Below are 14,813 nucleotides of genomic sequence, written 5' to 3' on the forward strand. Positions count from 1 at the left end.
TGGGCGCGATGCCCGGGAAGAGGAGGAGCTTCTGTGATCGATCCCGAGCGCGCCGCGGCCGACACCCCTGGCTGCCGTGGGGAAGGGGTCTTCCTCGACAGCGCCGGATCCTCGTTGCCGCCCTCGGTGGTGCTCGACACCGTGATCGGTCACCTGCGCCGGGAGGCCCAGATCGGCGGCTACCGGGCGGCACACGAGCGGGGCGAGGAGCTGGAGGCCGGATACGAGGTCTTCGCCGACCTCCTCGGCTGCGCCCCTGAGGAGATCGCGTTCACCGACAGCGCGACGCGGTCGTGGCTGTCCATCTTCGGTGCCGTCCCGCTGGCCGCGGGTGACCGGATCCTCCTCACGGAGGCGGAGTACGCGGGCAACGCCATCCCCATCCTGCGCCGCGCGGAGGCGGTCGGGGCGGAGGTGCGCGTCGTCCCCTCCAGCGAGACCGGTGACATCTCCATCGACGCGCTGGCGGACCTCCTGGACGAACGCACACGCCTGGTCTCGCTGGTCCACGCCCCGACCAACGGCGGACTGCTCGCCTCGGTCCGGGAGGCGGCGGCCCTGGCACGAGACGCCGGAGCCTACGTATTGCTGGACGCCTGCCAGTCGGTGGGGCAGGTACAGGTGCGGGCCGACGAGCTGGACGTCGATTTCATCACCGGGACCGGCCGCAAGTGGTTGCGCGGGCCGCGGGGGACGGGGTTCCTCTACGCGCGTCGGGAGGTGCTCGCGGGCCTCGCCTCGGACGGCGTGGACCTGCGTGGAGGCAGCTGGGTCGAACGCGGCCGGACCGAAGTCCGCGAAGACGCGCGCAGGTTCGAACTGTGGGAGTTCAGCATCGCGGACCGGTTGGGGCTGATCGCCGCCGCGAGGTACCTGCTCGACCTGGGAGTGGCCGAGGTCGAGGCGGCCGTCCAGGCGGTCAGCGCCCGTCTGCGGGAGGGGCTGGCGTCCGTGGACGGGGTGGAGGTGCGCGATCTGGGGCCGAGACGGTCGGGGATCGTCTCCTTCACGGTGGAGGGGATGCCCGCTCCCCGGGTCGTCGAACTCCTGGCCGAGCGGGGGGTCACCGTGACCGTGAGCCGCAGACCCTCCACCCGGATCGACATGGAACGGCGGGGGTTGACGGAGGTGGTGCGGGCCTCGCCGCACTACTTCGTCTCGCCAGGGGAGGTGGACGCGGCCGTGGCGGCCGTCGCGGAGGTCGCCGCCGGGGCGAGAGGGTGAGTGCCGCCTCGCAGGGGTGGTGGTCGGCCTCGCCGGGCGCGTCCGAGATGTCGCCGGAGAGCGGTGCCGTGACGCCTCGCTGAAGGGCGCGGGGCCGGCGCGGGAGGGGGGTAAGGCGGTCCGAGCGCGGAGCGGCCGACCGATCACCCCGTGTCCCGTCCGGGAGGAGACGCCCCGAATCGGCGGAGATGGTCGGTCAACCGCGAGAGTGGCACCGTCGCGGCCCACGGCGTGTCAGTTCCTCGAAGGCCGTTCAGAGGTGGGGAGAGGGATCATGTCCGGTTTCAGGGGCGGAGTCGACGAGGTCACCCGGCCTCGCCGCCTCTGGAATGCCACATCCGGTGCGCCATCAGCATTCCCACCACGGCCATGCTGACCACCGCCACCCCTGACAGGGCGAAGGTCACCTGCGGCGCGGCCGCCACGTACAACGGGATGATGATCATCCCCAGCGCGCCCGCCGCCCGGATCACCATGTGGTCGGCGGCGAGGACCGCCAGCCGTTCGCGCTCGCCGTACCGTTCGGCCAGCCAGGCCTGTAGAGTCACGCCCCAAAACGGTGCCGCGACACCGGAGAGGAAGGACACCACCCACAGCGTCGCCATGTTGGGCGCCACCCCCATGAAGGCCAGCGTCACGCCGTCGCCGATCCAGGCCAGACAGTAGACGCCCAGGAAACCGCCCATGATCTTCAACCGCATGTTGCCCACAACGAGGTTGCCGGCCAGCGACCCCACCGCGGTGACCGCGGTGACCATCCCGAAGGTCCCGGCTCCGGCCCCATAGACCTCGGACAGCAGGATCGGCAGGCCGACGGCGGGGGCCGCGGCGGCGCACAGCCCCAGCCCGTGCAGGGAGACGGCGAAGGTCACGCCGGGGTCGGCGCGCAGCAGGGGCCAGGCCGAGGGGATCTCGGGGGTGGCGCTGACGGCTTCGGCGACGCCGGGAGCGGGACGGGCCGCCGCGCGGCCGATCACCGCCAGGGTCACCCCGGACGCCGCGAATCCGGCGGAGGTGATCCAGTAGAACTCGACCTCCGTCATGACCAGCAGCAAAACGCCGATCGAACCGGGGCCGAGGATGCGGGCGACCCGCGTGGACAGGTCGAGCAGCCCCAGCACCTCGTGGACCTCATCCGGTCCGACCAGCCGGGGAACGAGCCCGGGCAGGACCGGGTCGAACAGTGCCCCGGTCACTCCCAGCACGATGGCGACACCCAGCAGGACGGGGATCTGCGCCTCCGGTATCACCCACAGCAGCGGCAGGCAGGCAACCCCTCCGGCCCGCACCGCCTCGACCACGGCCAGCCGCCGCAACGACGCCACCCGGGACAGCAGCTTCCGCCCGAATGCGCCGATCACGATGTAGGGAATCGATTCCAGGACCGCCGCCAACCCCATCAGGGAGGCGTTGCGCGTTGTCTCCCACACCAGCCACATCACCGCGAGCGCGTATAACCGCGCCCCTGTCACCGCTAGGAGCTGCGCCCCCCACAACCCGGCGATCCTCGGCCTGCCCAGCAGTCGCACATACCCCACGCGAGCTCCCATCCCCCTGCTGACCTGCTGACTTGTCACGGGTGTTACCTCACTGTGACGCAGTAACAAGATCAACTGGCCGGATCGGCGAAGTTGGCGGTGAGCTGGTGGCCAGGTCACCAGGAGGAGAACGACCGGATCGCGTTGAGGGCAAGGGAGGTCATGTCCGGGGCCAGGGTGAAAGGAATTCACCAGATCGGCCTCGGTGACGAGGTTTCGGGTGGTACATCAGTGCTGTATCGGGCGTTGTCCCTTTTCGGAGTCGGGTGAGACAGGGGCCGATATCGGCCTGTGGGCGGGCTTCGGCCCCCTATCGGCGTCCGGCTCGAAGAAGGGGCTTTTCCGGTGCGTGCACGGCGGTGTCCGGCCGGCCGGAGGAGGAGGCGGGACCTCCCTTGCCCGGTCGATGTCGCGAAACAGACCGCGTTCCCCCCGCGAACCGGCCCGCGCCCGAAGGCGGTCCCGCCCTCGGTGTTCGGGGACGGGTGCCGACCCCGTCGCGCAGCGCCCCGCCGGTCCAGGGGAGGGCCGACACCGCCGGGCACGTCGCCTGCCTTCTCCCGTCGCCCTTCCCGGCTCCCCGGTCCACGGTCTGTCCGGCGCCGTCGCCGCGGTCGGATCCGGCGTGTGCTGTGTCATGGCGCCGACCTCGTGGAGAGGAGTGTGTAAGGGCCCGGCCCGGGCAGGGGGAAGCGGTCGTTCCCCGAAGCGGCGGCGATCGGGCGTCCTTGACCCGGCGCGCGCCGGAGCTGTCGGGCGGGGCGCGAGGGGGCACCGGCCGGTGTCGTGGTGGTGGCGAGGGGCTTTGGCGACCGTTTCGGAAGGCGGGCCGGGGATGTCTTGTCCGTTCGGTCGGCTGGATGTGATCCGCTGCACTCGGTGCAGTGCTGCACCCAGTGTAAATATGCACTTAGTGTAAAAACATGGATGACTCCCGACCTTCCACGCCGGGGCGTCGAGAAGCGCTCAAGGCGCGGCATCGCCAGGCGATCGTCGACGCGACGGCGACGCTCATGCGCGAGCGGCAGGGGCTCGGCTTCACAGTCGATGAATTGGCCGAACGGGCCGACGTCTCCCGCCGGACCGTCTTCAACCACTTCGCCTCCGTGGACGACATCGTCTTCGAGGTGTGCAGTGAGGAGGTCGGTGCGCTCATCGGCGACATGGAGGCCGGGCTCGCGGCCCGGGCCGCCGGCGAGTTCGGCCCCATGCCCGTGTTCGACCAGGTGGCCGACGTCCTGCGGTCGGCCGACCTCGTCTCCGTCATCTCCTACCTGACCCGGGTCCTCGGCAGCGCGGAGTACGACTTCTCTCCCCACACCCTGGAGTTGTTCACCCGGGTGATCGGCGACTTCGCCGAACGGCTTTCGGCGTCCCTGATGCGCCACCACCCCTCCAGCGACGTGTTCGTCGTGCACCTGATGTTCGGGGCGCTCACGGCCGGCCTGCTGGTGGTCCGCGAACACTGGCACGCGATCACCGGCGGTGTCGACACCGAGGAGTCCAGGCGGGTGTGGGCGGAACTCCTGGAACAGCTGATCGACAGGACACGCGGCGGCTACGGGTCGGCCTTCCCAGAGACCCAGCCCTGAGCACGGCTTCTCCCCTCTGAGTATGTGAAGGAAACCATGGCTGAATTTCTCTACCGACTCGGTCGGGGCGCGGCGAGACGTGCCCGGACCGTGATCGCCCTGTGGGTGGCGATCCTCCTCGCCGCGGGGGCGGCGTTCGCGCTCTTCTCGGGAGAGCTGAAGGAGACCCTCTCCATCCCCGGCACCCCCACCTCGGAGGTCAGCGACCGGCTGACCGAGGAGTTCTCCGGCCTGGGCGGCGGGACCGGAACGGTCGTCTTCCAGACCGAGGACGGGGCGGCCTTCACCGACGAGCAGCGCTCGGCGATCACCGAGCGGATCGCGCAGGTCGCCGACCTGCCGGGGGTCGAGGACGCCGTCGACCCGTTCGCCACCGAAGAAGCCCGCGCCGAACAGCAGCAGCAGGTCAGTGAGGGCCGCACCGGCATCGACGAGGGGCGCGAGGAGCTTCAGCAGGGACAGGAGGAGCTGGACGAGGCCCGGGCCCAGGCCGAGGCCGCCGGAATGCTCGACCAGGTCGCCCCGCAACTCGACGCCCAGCAGGCCGAGATCGATGAGGGCCTGGCCACGCTGGAGGAGCAGAGCGCCCAGCTGGAGGAGGGCGAGGCCCTGCTCGACATGGCCGCCGACATCCGCATGGTCTCCGAGGACGGCAGCGCCGCGCTGTCCAACATCGCCTTCACCGAACCCCAGCAGGACGTCCCGCAGGAGACCAAGGACGCCGTGATGGCGGTGTTCGAGGACGACCCCGTGGAGGGGGTCACGGTCGATTTCGGATCCGACATCGCCATGGCCGTTCCCGACCTCCTGGGCATCGGCGAGGTCGTCGGCCTGGTCGTCGCGGCCGTCGTCCTGGTGATCATGCTGGGCACCCTGGTGGGGGCCGGCCTGCCCATCCTCACCGCGCTGATCGGCGTCGGCGTGGGCGCTCTGGCCGGACTGTCACTGTCCGACGTGGTCGAGATGGCGTCGGTGACCCCGATCCTGGGGGTCATGCTGGGCCTGGCGGTGGGCATCGACTACTCGCTGTTCATCATCAACCGGCACCGCATCCAGCTCAAGCAGGGGCGTGACGTCAAGGAGTCGATCGGCCTGGCCAACGGGACCGCGGGCAACGCCGTGGTCTTCGCCGGCGCCACCGTGCTCATCGCGTTGCTGGGACTCAACCTGACCGGGATCGGCTTCCTGGGCGTGATGGGGACCGTGGGCGCCCTGTCCATCCTCGTCGCCGTGCTGATCGCGGTGACGCTCACCCCCGCGCTGCTCTCGCTGGCCGGGCCGCGGATCCTGTCGCGCCGGGAGCGGGCGCGCCTGGCCGAGGGACCGGCCGTCGCGTCCCAGGAGGGCGACGGGGACGCGGCGGTGCGGCCGATGCGCACCGGAGCGGCGGTCGGCCGCGCCCTTCTGGGGATCGCTGTCCTGGTGGTCGTCGCCATTCCAGCGCTCGACCTGCGGTTGGGGCTTCCCGACGGATCGTCGGAGCCGCACGACTCCACGCAGTACCGCGCCTACTCGATCGTGTCCGAGGAGTTCGGCGCCGGACAGAACGGCACGCTGCTGGTGGCGGCGGACCTGCCGGGCTCGCCGACGCAGGAGGAGGCCGCCGCCTACCAGCTCCAGCTCGCCGAGGAGCTCTACGGGCAGGACTCCGTCGTGGCGGTCGCGCCCATCGCGATCTCCGACGACCGCGACCTCGCCACCTTCCAGGTCGTCCCCGAGGACGGGCCGACGAGTGAGTCGACCGAGGAGCTGGTCCACACCCTGCGCGACCTGGCGCCCTTGGAGGGGGCCGGCACGCTCGGCGTGGCGGGCACGGCCAGCGGCAACATCGACATCTCCGACAAGCTCAGCGACGCGCTGCCGACCTACCTGGCCGTCGTCGTGGGCTTCTCGCTGGTCATCCTGCTCCTGGTGTTCCGGTCGATCTTCGTGCCCGTTGTCGCGACGCTCGGGTTCATCCTGTCCTACTTCGCGGCGCTGGGCGGCGTGGTCGCCATCTACCAGTGGGGGTGGCTCGCCGGTCTCTTCGGTGTCGACAGCCCCGGACCGATCCTGAACTTCCTCCCGACGATCCTCGTGGGGATCCTGTTCGGTCTGGCCATGGACTACATGCTCTTCCTGGGGACGGGCATGCGCGAGGCCTACGTTCACGGTGCGCCGGCGCGGACCGCCGTCGTCCAGGGGGTCAGGGCCGGCCGCGCCGTCGTGACGGCCGCCGCGATCATCATGATCTCGGTGTTCGGCGGCTTCGTCTTCTCGCACAGCGCGATGATCCGACCCGTCGGCTTCGCCCTCGCCTTCGGTGTTCTGCTCGACGCCTTCCTCGTGCGGATGATGCTGATCCCCGCGCTCATGCACCTGGTGGGGGAGAAGGCGTGGTGGCTGCCGCGCTGGCTCGACCGGATCCTGCCGAACGTCGACGTCGAGGGGTCCGCCCTGGAGCGGCGGCACTCCTCCGCGCCGGCCTCGACCGATACGGGGGAGTCGGGGCTGGTGAACGCGGCCTCGGGGACCTCTGGACGTGAGGGCTCCGCGTCGGAGGGCTGATCAACGTCCATGTGACCGCCGCGCGGTCGCCCGCACATGTCGTGGGGCGGCCGCGCGGCGGCGTGCGGGGGCGGTTGCGGCGGGGCGTCCACCGCCTCGGGAACCCGGGGCCTTCTCACGTATCGGTGGCGCGACGCCGGGAGAACCAGGTGACCATGACCCCGTTGTCGAACGCCTTCCGGTCGGTGACGTCGAAGAGGGTGGGGTCGAATTCCCCGTCGAAGACGGGGACGCCCGCTCCCGCGACCACCGGGTAACTCTTGATGATCATCCGGTCGATCTCGGGGAGGAGCGCCCCCGCGATCTGGCCGCCACCGCACAGCCAGATGTCCTTGCCCTCCTCCTTCTTGAGCGCGCGGACCAGGCCGAGGGGGTCGCTCTCGACCACGGTCACGTCCGGATGGGGGCTGTCGCCCAGCGTGCTGGACACCACGTACTGGCGTAGGTGGGCATAGGGGCTGGTGATGCCCTCCTGCAACGCGGGCTGGTAGCCGCCCAGGCCCATCACCACGGTGTCGAAGCGGACATTGGGGGCGTCGGTGAGACCGAACAGGTCCCGGGCGGCGGTGGGGACGGTCTCGGGAAGGTGCTCGTTCATCCAGGTGCTGTAGGCGGTGGCCTGTTCCCCCTCGCCCTGGGGGAAGAAGTCGTATTCGCCCCGCGGACCCGCGATGCGGCCGTCGATGGTGACGGCGATGTAGTAGACGAGCTCGCGCATATTTACCACTCCAAGCGTAGTGCTTTGTCTGTCGTGGAACCATAGCGACACGCGCGCCGAAAAGCGATCTTTTTTGCGGGGGGTCGGACGCCGGGCGGTGGCGGGGTGCTGATCCGATGCCGAGCCGGACCTCCCTGGAGTGGGCCCCCGTTCCGCCGGGATCGGCGTGTGATGAGGCGGGGCGCGCCCCGCCCGTGGTGTTCCCCCATGGGGCCGGCCGGGCCGATGCTGCGCGGGCGCCGAGGTAGGTGAGGGTCCCGCCGGAGGGGCCGTCGCGTCCGGGGCGGTGGCGCGCGGCCCGTGAGGAGGCCCGGGAGGGGGCTCCCGCCCTTCGTCGCTGTAAGGTTAGCCTTGCCTATTTCAATGGGATGTGAGGCGGCCTACATGATCTTCCCGACGGCGTCGCCCCGGCGCGGCCGACGGTCCATAATGCCGGTGGCCGGGACGGGCGCCCTCGTTCTGCTCTCGGCGTGCGGCACGGCCGTGCCCACCGAGGACGAACGGCCGGCCGAGGGCTGGAGCTTCAGCGACGGCGCGGGCAACGAGGTGACCCTGGACGAGCACCCCCAGCGGGTCGTGGCCTACTCCGGCGTCGCCTCCGCCCTGTGGGACTACGGCTACGAGGTCGTGGGCGTCTTCGGGCCGGTGACGACCGCCGGTGGACAGCCCGACCCGCAGATCGGGGACGTCGACACCGAGCGGGTCGAGGTCATCAGCGAGACCTACGGCGAGATGAGCGTCGAAAAGCTCGCCTCCCTGGAACCCGACCTCATCGTCACCCACGCCTACGACGACCTCGCCTGGTACCTGCCCGAGGAGGTCGACCAGATCGAGGCCGTCGCCCCCCTCCTGCGGATCCAGGTCACCGGGGCCGGCGCGGAGGAACTGCTGGCCGACCACCTCGACCTCGCCGTCGCCCTGGGTGCCGACCCCCACGGCGAGGCCGTCGCCGGCGCCCTGCACGACTTCGACGCCTCCCTGGCGGAACTGTCCGCGGCCACCGAGGACAGGCCCGCCCTCAAGGTCGTCGCGGTCTCGGCCTCCCCCGAGAACCTCTACGTCGCCAACGCCGCGGCAGGCGGCGACCTGGAACTGTTCGCCGAACACGGGGTCCGCCTCCCCGAGACCGACGCCCCCGACACCGACCAGTTCGAGGAACTGAGCTGGGAGGAGGCCGACAAGTACCCCGCCGATCTGCTCCTCCAGGACTCCCGGCCCACCTCCACCCCCCTGGCCGACCTGGCCGACCAGCCGACCTGGCGCACCCTGCCCGCGGTCGAGGCCGGACAGGTCGGCGCCTGGGCCGCGGAGACGCCCTACAGCTACACCCGCTACGCCGAGGTCGTGCGCGCCCTCGCCGCCGACATCAGCGAGGCCGAACCCCTGGAGCACTGAACCCCGGCGGACTTCTCCCGAATGCCCGGGAAACGGGAATCCGGGTTAGGTTCTCCTTGGTCGTGAAACGCCGAAACGGCCGGGGAGGGGCGGGCGCGACAGCGTCGTCCCCGCCCCGGCCCCACCCGAAGGGAAGGTCGCCCCGTGAACCCCCACCGTCAGCCCCGTCCGGCCCCGACCCCCGTGCCGGCGGGCCGGCGATGAGGGACCCGAACAAGCCCTCCGGCGGCGGACGGCTGCTGACCCGCGCCCTCGTCCGCAACCGCGGCCGGCTGGCCGCCGGCGTCGTGGGAACCTCCCTGCACCAGGTCGCCGAGGCGCTCGTGCCGGTCGCCATCGGCCTCATCATCGACCGCGCCGTGGCCACTGGAGACGGAAGAGCGCTCGCCATATCGGTGGCCGGCCTGGCCCTGCAGTTCACCGTCTTGACCCTCTCCTGGCGCTACGGCGCCCGCTCCCTCGTCGCCGCGATCCAACTGGAGGCGCACCGGCTGCGGGTCGAGGCGGCCGAGCGCATGATGGACGCCCGCCGCCAGGACACCGGGATGCGCGCCGGGGAACTGCTCGGCATCGCCACCTCCGACGCCGACCGCATGGCCCGGCTGCTGCACTTCGTCCCCGCCGCCCTCGCCGGCCTGGCCGGCCTCGCCGTCGCCGCGACCACCCTGCTGAGAATCGACACGGTGCTGGGCCTGGGCGTCCTCGTCGGCGTCCCCCTGCTGGTCGTCCTCACCCAGCTGCTGGGCCCCACCCTGACCCGGCGGGCCGCCTCACAGCAGGCGGCGGCCGCCGAGACCACGGCGCTGGCCAGCGACCTGATCCGCGGTCTGCCCGTGCTGCGCGGGATCGGCGCCGAAGAGCACGCCGCCGACGGCTACCGGCGATCCAGCGGCGCCGCGCTGCGCGCCGCGCTGGGCGCCGCAGCCCCCTCCGGCGCCTACTTCGGCGTCACGACGGCCGGCGGCGGGCTGCTGCTGGCGGCCGTCGCCGCCTTCGCCGGCTGGGCCGCCCTGGAGGGGCGGATCAGCGTCGGAGAACTGATCACGGTGGTGGGCCTGGCGCAGTTCATCACCGAACCGGTGCGCGAACTCGGCCTGTGCGGACACGGCATCGCCGTGTGCCGGGCGTCGGCGCACCGCCTGGCGACCGTGCTCGACGCACCGTTCCGGCTCACCCCCGGCGACCTCGACGGCGGCGACGCCACCCGGATCGAGCTCCACGGGATCCGGCACGGTTCGCTGCGCGGACTCGACATGACCGTCCACGCCGGAGAGTTCCTCGGCGTCGTCGCCCACGACCCCGCCGACACCCGCGCCCTGCTCGCCCTGCTGGCCGGGCGCGTCCCACGGCAGGACTACGAGGGGCGGATCACGGTCGGCGGTGTCGAGGTGGAGCGTCTCCGCCTGGACGCGGCCCGCCGGACGATCCTCGTGGAACCCCACGACGTCGACCTCTTCGAGGGGACGTTGCGCTCCAACATCCTGCTGGAATCCCCCGATGGCGCCGAGGACGGCGACACCGAGGCCGTCCTGCTCACCGCGCTGCGCGCCACCGCCGCCGACGAGGTCGCCCGCGCCCACCCCGACGGCGTCGACCGCCGGATCACCGACCGCGGCACCACCCTGTCGGGAGGCCAACGCCAGCGGCTGGCCCTGGCCCGGGCGATCGCCGCCCGCCCGCCCGTGCTCGTCCTGGACGAACCCACCACAGCGGTGGACGCCGTGACCGAGGAGACGATCGCCCACGGCCTGCGCCAGGCCCGCCACGGCGCCACCGCCCCTGCCGGCCAGGCCACCGTCGTGGTCACCAACAGTCCGGCCCTCCTCGCCCACGCCGACCGGGTCCTGGTGCTCGCCGACGGCGTGGTCGCGGCCGAGGGCACCCACGCCGAGCTCGTCGCGACCGACGACGCCTACCGGAAGGCGGTGCTGAGATGACGGCCGACGCCACGCCGACACGGGAGGGCGCCGACGCCTCCCCCTCCTCCCACCGACTCCTGCCGATCGCCACGGCGCGCGCCACGCTGGCCCTCGTGCTGACCGAGCTGCGCGCCGTCCGGGGAATGGCGCTGGTCGCCCTGCTGGTCTCACTGGCCGCCAACACGTGCGCGCTCGTCGCGCCGTGGGTGCTCGGCCTGCTCGTGGACGCGGTACGGCAGGGGACCGACACCACGCATGCGGCGTGGACGGCGGTGGTGATCGCCGCCGCCGCGCTCCTCGGCGGCGCGCTCACGGCGCTGGCCTTCACCCTGCTCGCCCGCACCGGCGAGACCGTCTTGGCCCGGCTGCGCGAACGGGTGGTGCAGCGGGCGTTGCGGCTGCCCGCGCCCCTGCTCGCCCGGCTCAGCGCCGGTGACCTGCTCAGCCGGGTGGGCGACGACGTGGCCGTGGTCGCCGAGACGCTGCGGGAGAAGGCGCCGATGCTCATCTCGTCGCTGTTCACCGCGGTGCTCACGATGGGCGGGCTGTTCGCCCTCGACTGGCGGCTGGGCCTGGCCGGCCTGTGCTCGCTGCCGGTCTACGCGGGGGCGTTGCGCTGGTACCTGCCGCGTTCGGCCCCGATGTACGCCGAGGAACGCGCCGCCATGGGCGAACGCGCCCAGGCGCTGGTGGGGTCGCTGCACGGTGTGGAGACGGTGCACGCCTACCGGCTGCACCGGCACCGCCTGGAGCTGGTCAACGAGCGTTCCGCCGCGGCGATGGGCATCACCAACCGGGTGTTCCGCCTGTTCTGCCGTTTCGGCAGCGGCATGAACGCGGCCGAGTGCGTCGGTCTGGCGGCGATCATGACGGTCGGCTTCTTCCTGGTGGACGCCGACGTGGTGACGGTGGGGGCCACCACCACCGCGGCCCTGTACTTCCACCGGCTCTTCGGCCCGCTGGGGGCGATCATGACGTCCTTCAACGACGTGCAGTCGGCCGGCACCAGCCTGGCGCGTATGGCGGGCGTGGCCGCGATCCCCGACCCCGGGCCGCCGCCCGTCGCGCGACGGCCGGCGGACTCCGGTGTGGAGATCCGCGCGGTGGGCCACCGCTACGACGACGGGCCGATCGTGCTGGAGGACGTCACGCTGCGCATCGCGCCGGGGGAGCGGGTGGCGCTGGTCGGTGGCAGCGGCGCCGGCAAGACCACCCTCGCCTCGATCGTCGCCGGCCTGATCACCCCGGCCCGCGGGGAAGTGCTGCTCGGCGGCGTCCCGGTGGAGGAGGTCCACCCCGATCTCCTGCGCCGGCACCTGGCGCTGGTCAGCCAGGACACCCACGTCTTCGCCGGGACGCTCGCCGACAACGTGCGCCTCGCCGTCCCCGGGGCGAGCGACGAACAGGTGGTCGCCGCGCTGGCCGCCGTGGGCGCCCACGACTGGGCCACCACGCTGCCCGCGGGCATCCACACCGAGGTGGGGGAGAACGGCCTGCGCCTCACCGCCCACCAGGGCCAGCACCTGGCCCTGGCCCGCCTGGTGCTGGCCGACCCCGCCGTGGTGGTGCTCGACGAGGCGGGGGCCGAGGCGGGCAGCGCCGGCGCCCGGATCCTGGAGCACGCCGCCGTGGCGGCGACCGAGGGACGCACGGCGCTGGTGGTCGCGCACCGCCTCCAGCAGGCGGTCGGGGCCGACCGGATCGTGGTGCTGGAACAGGGCCGGGTGGCCGAGACCGGGACGCACACCGAGCTCGTCGCCCGCGGGGGCCGCTACGCCGCGCTGTGGGCGGCCTGGCACGACGGCGAGCGGGCCGAGGACGCCGGTCAGGTCTCCCAGCAGGCGCCCGCCTGAACGGTGGGGCGGCGGGGACTCCCCGCCGCCCCACCCCTTTCCCATCCCCGATCGGGTCCCGTCCGCGGGAGAGGGCGGGACCGCTTGCGCGGAACGCTCCCGGCCGGCGCGGACCGTCCCGCGTTTCCGGCGCCGGCCGGGCCGGCCTGCTACCGCGGCGGTCCGGTCACCGCCCGACCGGGGGAGTCCCGTGCCTTCCGTCCCTCGTGGGAGCGCCGCCGGGGAGTCGGGGACGGGCCTTGTCGCCCGGCGGCCGATGTCCGAGCCCATCGGGACGTCCCGGCTCCGCCCGGCTCTTCGCGCCTTCCGGGTCCCGGCCCGCGGGGCCTTGTGCCGCGCCCCTGCGAGGCCGCACCGTCCTCCCCATGCCAGGGCGTCCGCCTCGGCGTGGGATCGGCGGCGATCCGCTCCGCCGCGGCGCGGTCACAGTGGAGCGAGATCGGGGCGCGGGCGCCGCCCCGGTCGGCGATTGTGTCCTGATCCGGCGTTCACGCCCCGGCCGCGCACATCATATGTACGATCGTACGCATGGTGAAGGATTACTTCGCGGGGGACCCGCGTACCAACCGGGAGCGCATGCTCGCCGGGGACCTGTACATCTCCGACGATCCAGAGAACGCCCGCCTCGCGCAGCGCGGGGTGCGTCTACAGGAGGCCTACCGGGCCGCAGCGGCACAGGAACCCGAAGCGGCCATCCCGATCCTGGCGGAGCTGCTCGGCACCCTGGGCGAGGGCGCCTTCATCAAACCCCCGCTCTACGTCGACTACGGGGAGAACATCCACGTCGGAGCACGCACGTTCGTCAACTACAACCTCGTCGCCTTGGACGTCGCGCAGATCCGCATCGGCGCCGACTGCCAGATCGGTCCGAACGTGCAGCTGCTGACCCCCACCCACCCGATCGCCCCGACCCCGCGCCGCGACAAGCTGGAAGCGGCCAAGCCGATCACCATCGGCGACAACGTGTGGCTCGGCGGCGGCGTGATCGTCTGCCCGGGCGTGACGATCGGGGACAACACCGTGGTCGGGGCGGGATCCGTCGTCGTCAAGGACCTGCCGGCCAACGTCGTGGCCGTCGGGAACCCGGCGCGGGTGGTGCGCGAGATCTCCGACGACGATGCCTGAGACCGCGGACGGGCCCGGGACGACTGAAGACCCGGCCGCGCCCGGCCGGCGCACGCGGCGCAACGACCCCGAACGGCGTGATCGCATCATCGACGCCTGTCTCGACGTCATCGTCGAACGGGGGGTGGCCGGGGCCTCGCACCGCAAGATCGCCGAGGCCGCCGGGGTGCCGCTGGGGTCGATGACCTACCACTTCGACGGGATGAACGAGCTGCTGCGCGAGGCGTTCCACCGGTTCGCGCTCGGCGTGTCCGACCGGTTCGAGCGGCGCATGGCCGAGGCGGCCGACGCCCAGGAGGCCGCGGCCGCGGTGGTCGCGCTGGTCACCGGTGACGTCCTGGCCACCCGGCGTGACCTCGTGCTGACCAGCGAGCTGTACACCCTGGCGGCGCGCGAGCCGGAGTTCCGGGACCTGACCAACCGGTGGATGGCCCGTTCCCGGGCCGCGCTGGGACGCCACTTCGACCCGGTCACCGCCATCATGCTGGACGCCCTGATCGAGGGGCTGACCCTGCATCGGGGGCTGGACACCGACCCCTACGACGCCGCCGTCGTGGTCGAGGCCGTCGAGCGGATCGTCCGGTCCGGGGACTGAGAAAGACCACGGAGCGGGGAACGGCTTCGACCTGTCCGGCCCCGGGAGGAGGGGTGACGCCGCTTACGGCCGTGCTCGATACCCCGCGCGGCCGGATGCCCCGGGCCGGGAGCGGCCCGGGGACCGCGGCGGTCTCGCGCCTTCAGGAGCCATCCGGCCGGGCGCATCGGCCGAATCCACCGGGCGCCGCCCGGTGCGGGAACGGGGAGGTGGAACCCCGGAGCGGCCCGGGGACCGCGCTGGTCGCCCGGACGGCGCGCCCGATCGGTTTCCGCCGAGGCCGACGGGAGGTCGCGGCCGGCCCCTC

Annotated in this window: 10 protein-coding genes; 8 read left to right on the plus strand and 2 right to left on the minus strand. The window is 72.5% G+C overall.

Features of this window, described 5'->3' with window-relative positions; translation table 11 throughout:
* The first annotated feature begins 33 nt into the window (after positions 1-33).
* Positions 34-1,224: an aminotransferase class V-fold PLP-dependent enzyme gene (locus B5D66_RS07030; protein ID WP_078760814.1), complete on the plus strand. Its 1,191-nt coding sequence runs from the start codon at positions 34-36 to the stop codon at positions 1,222-1,224.
* A 305-nt stretch (positions 1,225-1,529) separates the two neighbouring features.
* On the opposite strand, the gene B5D66_RS07035 is transcribed toward B5D66_RS07030, so the two are convergent.
* Positions 1,530-2,801, minus strand: a complete 1,272-nt coding sequence (locus B5D66_RS07035; protein WP_144390005.1) for an MFS transporter — start codon at positions 2,799-2,801, stop codon at positions 1,530-1,532.
* Between the two features lie 884 nt (positions 2,802-3,685).
* Between B5D66_RS07035 and B5D66_RS07040 the strand changes: the two genes are divergently transcribed.
* Positions 3,686-4,354: a TetR/AcrR family transcriptional regulator gene (locus B5D66_RS07040; protein WP_078760817.1), complete on the plus strand. Its 669-nt coding sequence runs from the start codon at positions 3,686-3,688 to the stop codon at positions 4,352-4,354.
* Positions 4,355-4,390: 36 nt separating this feature from the next.
* Positions 4,391-6,901: an MMPL family transporter gene (locus B5D66_RS07045; protein WP_078760818.1), complete on the plus strand. Its 2,511-nt coding sequence runs from the start codon at positions 4,391-4,393 to the stop codon at positions 6,899-6,901.
* 115 nt (positions 6,902-7,016) lie between these two features.
* Here B5D66_RS07045 and B5D66_RS07050 read toward each other — a convergent pair whose 3' ends face one another.
* Positions 7,017-7,619, minus strand: coding sequence for a dihydrofolate reductase family protein (locus tag B5D66_RS07050; protein ID WP_078760819.1), 603 nt, complete (start codon positions 7,617-7,619; stop codon positions 7,017-7,019).
* A gap of 435 nt (positions 7,620-8,054) precedes the next feature.
* Between B5D66_RS07050 and B5D66_RS07055 the strand changes: the two genes are divergently transcribed.
* The 5 genes from B5D66_RS07055 to B5D66_RS07075 all read left to right on the plus strand — a co-directional run bounded on the left by B5D66_RS07055 (position 8,055) and on the right by B5D66_RS07075 (position 14,506).
* On the plus strand, positions 8,055-9,014 hold the full coding sequence (locus B5D66_RS07055) for an ABC transporter substrate-binding protein (protein ID WP_159457229.1): 960 nt from the start codon (positions 8,055-8,057) through the stop codon (positions 9,012-9,014).
* Between the two features lie 200 nt (positions 9,015-9,214).
* Entirely contained in the window at positions 9,215-10,951 is a 1,737-nt protein-coding gene (locus tag B5D66_RS07060) for an ATP-binding cassette domain-containing protein (RefSeq protein WP_078760822.1), read from the plus strand.
* On the plus strand, positions 10,948-12,786 hold the full coding sequence (locus B5D66_RS07065; RefSeq protein ID WP_078760823.1) for an ABC transporter ATP-binding protein: 1,839 nt from the start codon (positions 10,948-10,950) through the stop codon (positions 12,784-12,786). The genes B5D66_RS07060 and B5D66_RS07065 overlap by 4 nt, the downstream gene beginning before the upstream one ends.
* Before the next feature lie 528 nt (positions 12,787-13,314).
* Complete coding sequence (locus B5D66_RS07070) at positions 13,315-13,911, plus strand: sugar O-acetyltransferase (RefSeq protein WP_078760824.1); 597 nt, start codon at positions 13,315-13,317, stop codon at positions 13,909-13,911.
* Entirely contained in the window at positions 13,904-14,506 is a 603-nt protein-coding gene (locus B5D66_RS07075; protein ID WP_078760826.1) for a TetR/AcrR family transcriptional regulator, read from the plus strand. Before B5D66_RS07070 ends, B5D66_RS07075 begins: the two co-directional genes overlap by 8 nt.
* The last annotated feature ends 307 nt before the right edge of the window (positions 14,507-14,813 follow it).

The sequence above is a fragment of the Marinactinospora thermotolerans DSM 45154 genome, from assembly GCF_900167435.1.
GTDB lineage: Bacteria > Actinomycetota > Actinomycetes > Streptosporangiales > Streptosporangiaceae > Marinactinospora > Marinactinospora thermotolerans.

Bases quoted from the DNA above. Each gene is read 5' to 3' on its own strand.
- B5D66_RS07040 (WP_078760817.1), top strand. From the start codon at position 3,686: ATGGATGACTCCCGACCTTCCACGCCGGGGCGTCGAGAAGCGCTCAAG.
- B5D66_RS07045 (WP_078760818.1), top strand. From the start codon at position 4,391: ATGGCTGAATTTCTCTACCGACTCGGTCGGGGCGCGGCGAGACGTGCC.
- B5D66_RS07050 (WP_078760819.1), bottom strand. From the start codon at position 7,619: ATGCGCGAGCTCGTCTACTACATCGCCGTCACCATCGACGGCCGCATC.
- B5D66_RS07060 (WP_078760822.1), top strand. From the start codon at position 9,215: ATGAGGGACCCGAACAAGCCCTCCGGCGGCGGACGGCTGCTGACCCGC.
- B5D66_RS07065 (WP_078760823.1), top strand. From the start codon at position 10,948: ATGACGGCCGACGCCACGCCGACACGGGAGGGCGCCGACGCCTCCCCC.
- B5D66_RS07070 (WP_078760824.1), top strand. From the start codon at position 13,315: ATGGTGAAGGATTACTTCGCGGGGGACCCGCGTACCAACCGGGAGCGC.
- B5D66_RS07075 (WP_078760826.1), top strand. From the start codon at position 13,904: ATGCCTGAGACCGCGGACGGGCCCGGGACGACTGAAGACCCGGCCGCG.